Annotated in this window: 5 protein-coding genes and 1 pseudogene; 4 read left to right on the top strand and 2 right to left on the bottom strand. The window is 64.8% G+C overall.

Annotated features, from left to right (window positions below; genetic code table 11):
- A partial coding sequence (locus tag H926_RS35325) for a helix-turn-helix domain-containing protein (RefSeq protein WP_237741183.1) occupies positions 1-566 on the bottom strand: 566 nt, incomplete at its 3' end.
- 147 nt (positions 567-713) lie between these two features.
- Here H926_RS35325 and H926_RS0123685 point away from each other — a divergent pair.
- The 4 genes from H926_RS0123685 to H926_RS0123675 all read left to right on the top strand — a co-directional run bounded on the left by H926_RS0123685 (position 714) and on the right by H926_RS0123675 (position 3,740).
- The gene (locus H926_RS0123685; RefSeq protein ID WP_022678439.1) at positions 714-2,306 is read left to right on the top strand and encodes an isocitrate lyase; all 1,593 of its coding nucleotides are present in this window, start codon (positions 714-716) and stop codon (positions 2,304-2,306) included.
- A 34-nt stretch (positions 2,307-2,340) separates the two neighbouring features.
- On the top strand, positions 2,341-2,499 hold the full coding sequence (locus H926_RS34190; RefSeq protein WP_022678438.1) for a hypothetical protein: 159 nt from the start codon (positions 2,341-2,343) through the stop codon (positions 2,497-2,499).
- Between the two features lie 302 nt (positions 2,500-2,801).
- Positions 2,802-2,960, top strand: a complete 159-nt coding sequence (locus H926_RS33935; RefSeq protein ID WP_156306574.1) for a hypothetical protein — start codon at positions 2,802-2,804, stop codon at positions 2,958-2,960.
- An 87-nt stretch (positions 2,961-3,047) separates the two neighbouring features.
- Positions 3,048-3,740 (top strand): glutamine amidotransferase, encoded by a 693-nt coding sequence (locus tag H926_RS0123675; RefSeq protein ID WP_022678437.1) that lies wholly within the window; start codon positions 3,048-3,050, stop codon positions 3,738-3,740.
- A gap of 61 nt (positions 3,741-3,801) precedes the next feature.
- Here H926_RS0123675 and H926_RS35320 read toward each other — a convergent pair.
- Positions 3,802-3,944, bottom strand: a pseudogene (locus tag H926_RS35320) (argininosuccinate synthase); the annotation flags it as partial.

Below are 3,944 nucleotides of genomic sequence, written 5' to 3'. Positions count from 1 at the left end.
GGCCCTTGGCGCCCCAGCCATTCGGCGCCGCCGCCGGCCGTCTCGATCTCGGCGCTCAGTGCTTCTGCCCGGGTTTCGATGCCGGCAAACCAGTGCCCACGCGCGGCCAGAAAGCGCCGCGCCTCACCCACCGGATCGGCCGAGGGCGTGGCGCCAGCCGCCTCGCGTCCTTCGGCCAGGGCCTGGCCGGCGCGGGCATAGGCGCCGTGCAGGCGCAGCATCGCCTCGGTCATGCCGGGAAAGCTGCTGGCAAGGTCTGCCACTTCCAGCGCGGGCAGGTCGATCTCGGCAAACAGCGGATCGCGCAGCGCCTCGGCCAGGCGGCGGGCGTGATCGTCGCGGTCCTGCGCGGCGAGGTCGGCCATGTCGAGCCGATAGGTCGCGGCCAGGCGCAGCAGCAGGTCGGCGGTCAGCGGGCGCTGGTTGCGCTCGATCAGCGCGATATAGCTGGGCGAAACGCCCATGTCCTCGGCCATGGCCTGTTGTGTCAGCCCCAGTTCGCGGCGCAGGCGCTTGATGCGGGGGCCAAGGTAAAGCGGGCGGGAAGGAGCTGCAGGGCGGGCCATGGCGCCATTCTTGTCATGCCTGTACAACTTTACAAGCAAAACATGTAAAGTTTGACAACAAGACCCCGTAGCGCATTCCGCAGTGCATCATGCCGACCTATTCCGGGTGCAACGAGACACCATCGTATAGCGGAAGGGGCACATGCCATGACGTACCAGCAATCGATCATCGAGGCAGATCGCACGATCACGCCGAACACCCACTGGGATGGCATTGCCGCCGAAAGCGTGGCGCGCATGCGCCTGCAGAACCGCTTCCGCACCGGGCTCGACATCGCGCGCTACACCGCCGGCATCATGCGCCGCGACATGGCTGCCTATGATGCCGATCCGGCCAACTATACCCAGTCGCTGGGCTGCTGGCACGGGTTCATCGGCCAGCAGAAGATGATTTCCATCAAGAAGCACTTCGGCACCACCAAGGGGCGCTACCTCTACCTGTCGGGCTGGATGGTTGCGGCGCTGCGCAGCGAGTTCGGCCCGCTGCCCGACCAGTCGATGCACGAAAAGACCAGCGTTGCCGCGCTGATCGAGGAACTCTACACCTTCCTGCGCCAGGCCGATGCGCGCGAGTTGAACCAGCTGTTCCGCGATTTGGACGCCGCGCGCAATGCCGGTGACCAGGTCAAGGCCGCCAAGATCCAGCACGACATCGACACCTACGAAACGCACATCGTGCCGATCGTTGCCGATATCGACGCCGGGTTCGGCAATGCCGAGGCAACCTATTTGCTGGCCAAGAAGTTCATCGAGGCGGGCGCCTGCTGCATCCAGATCGAAAACCAGGTTTCCGATGAAAAGCAGTGCGGCCACCAGGACGGCAAGGTTACCGTGCCGCATGAAGACTTCATCGCGAAGATCCGCGCGGTGCGCTATGCCTTCCTCGAACTGGGCGTGGACGATGGCGTGATCGTCGCCCGTACCGACTCGCTCGGTGCTGGCCTGACCAAGCAGATCGCCTTCACCCGCGAGGCTGGCGACATTGGCGACCAGTACAACGCCTTCCTCGATTGCGAGCCGGTCGATGCGGCCAAGATCGGCCATGGCGACGTGCTGATCACCCGCGACGGGCAACTGATGAAGCCCAAGCGCCTGCCCTCGAACCTCTATCAGTTCCGCCCTGGAACCGGCGAGGATCGCTGCGTGCTGGATTGCATCACCAGCCTGCAGAACGGCGCAGACCTGCTGTGGATCGAAACCGAAAAGCCGCACATCGGCCAGATCGGCGGGATGGTGTCGCGCATCCGCGAGGTGATCCCCAATGCCAAGCTGGTCTATAACAACTCGCCCAGCTTCAACTGGACGCTCAATTTCCGCCAGCAGGTGTTCGATGCCTGGGCCGCGGAAGGCAAGGACGTGAGCGGCTTTGACCGGGCGCGGCTGATGAGCGTGGACTATGACGAAACCGAATTGGCGGCAGAGGCCGACGAGCGCATCCGCACCTTCCAGCGCGATGCCGCCCGCGAAGCCGGCATCTTCCACCACCTGATCACGCTGCCGACCTATCACACGGCCGCGCTCAGCACCGACAACCTGGCCAAGGAATACTTCGGCGAGGCGGGCATGCTGGGCTACGTCAAGGGCGTGCAGCGCCAGGAAATCCGCCAGGGTATTGCCTGCGTCAAGCACCAGGCCATGGCGGGTTCGGACATCGGCGACGATCACAAGGAATACTTTGCCCGCGACGCCGCGCTCAAGGCCGGTGGCACGCACAACACGATGAACCAGTTCGCGGCTTGAGCCGAGCCGCGAATATAATCCAAGGAGAAGGACAATGGCTGAACCTGCCCGTGCCCGTGCAGTCCTCTCGACTGAGGACTTCAAGCTGATCCGCGAGGCTGTGCTGCACTACCTCAAGGCTATCGAGGACAAGCCCGAATCGGTGAAGTTCTCGCATCTCTATCATCGCCTCGGCAGCGCCATGGGCCGTTGAGCCCGCGCTGACACGAGGAAGACCACGACTTCGCTTTTCCTGGGGAGGAAAGGCTGGCCCGTCGGGCGCCACAGCGGCGCACGGCGGGCCTTCTTCTTGGGCGCTCAAGGAAATCTTTGGCGGCCTTCAGCTTTTCTCGAATGACCTTTATCAACTGAAATGGTAGAGAAATTGCATCGGCCTTGTCCGGTCGCGGCTTTTGATCCTGCCAGCTTGCTCCGCGTCACCAACAGCTAAAGCGCACGAAAGCGAGGCCATGTGGCCAGGTTCGTGTTCGGCCCTGTGAAAAGGAGAATGCGACGATGTCCCGTTTGAACGCCCGCCCGATTTCCCGCCGTCCGGCCCCCCTCCGCGCCAATGCACCGCTGCCCCACCCTTCGTGGGGCACGCTGGGGCTGGCGCGGCCGGATGGCGAGCGGCCCAGCACGGCGGAAGAATTCTTTCGCCGGCTGGGCCTTTGAATGCTGACTTCTGTTCAGCCACGCGGCTGTAGAAAACCGCATGGGCCTGCTTGCCGGCCTGCAACCGATTGATCACGATAAGGCCCCATGAAGTCCGCGCTCATCATCCGCCACGTGCCCTACGAAGGGGTGGCCGGCTATCGCCAGCCGATCGAGGATGCCGGTTACGATGTTGACCGCATCGATGTGTGCGATCCGGCGTTTCCGTCGCTCGACCTGTGCGAGCCTGATCTGCTGATCATGATGGGCGGGCCGATGGGCATCTATGACCAGATCGAGCATCCCTGGATCCGCTGCCAGATGCGCCGCTTGGCGCTGCGCCTGGCAGCAGACCGGCCGACGCTGGGCGTATGCTTTGGCGCGCAGATGATCGCGGCGGCGTTGGGGGCCGATGTCTATCGTGGCCATGCGCGCGAGGTGGGATTTCATCCCGTGCAGGTGCATGTGGCCGACAGCCCGCTGCGCCATGTTGCCGGCGTGCCGGTGCTGCACTGGCATGGCGACACGTTCACCCTGCCGCCGCATGCTGAACTCCTGGCCTCAAGCCATGTCTATCCGCACCAGGCGTTTCGCCGGGGGCGCAATCTGCTGGCGCTGCAATTCCATGCCGAGATGGGCGAAGACCCGCGCTTCGACGCGTGGCTGGCGCAATCGCCCGAAGACGTGGCGGCCGCCGGCCATACCCGGGCCACATTGCGGCATGCCCACGATGCCCATGGCCCCGGCGCGGTGCGGGCGGGGCGGGCGATGATCGGGGAATGGCTGGCGGGCCTGGCCTGATCGGCTAGGCCAGGTGGCAGGCGCGGGGCGCGATGGCCCGGCGCCTGCCTGGGTTCTGGCTTTAGCGGCCCTGCTGCGCGAGCAGGCGCAGGCGCAGCGCGTTGAGCTTGATGAAGCCGGCCGCGTCCTTCTGGTCATAGGCGCCAGCATCGTCTTCGAACGTCACGTGGCGTTCGGAATAGAGGCTGTCGGGCGACTGGCGGG

Source organism: Novosphingobium sp. B-7 (assembly GCF_000410615.1).
GTDB classification, from domain to species: domain Bacteria; phylum Pseudomonadota; class Alphaproteobacteria; order Sphingomonadales; family Sphingomonadaceae; genus Novosphingobium; species Novosphingobium capsulatum.
This window is presented reverse-complemented; position numbering and strand designations above follow the sequence as displayed.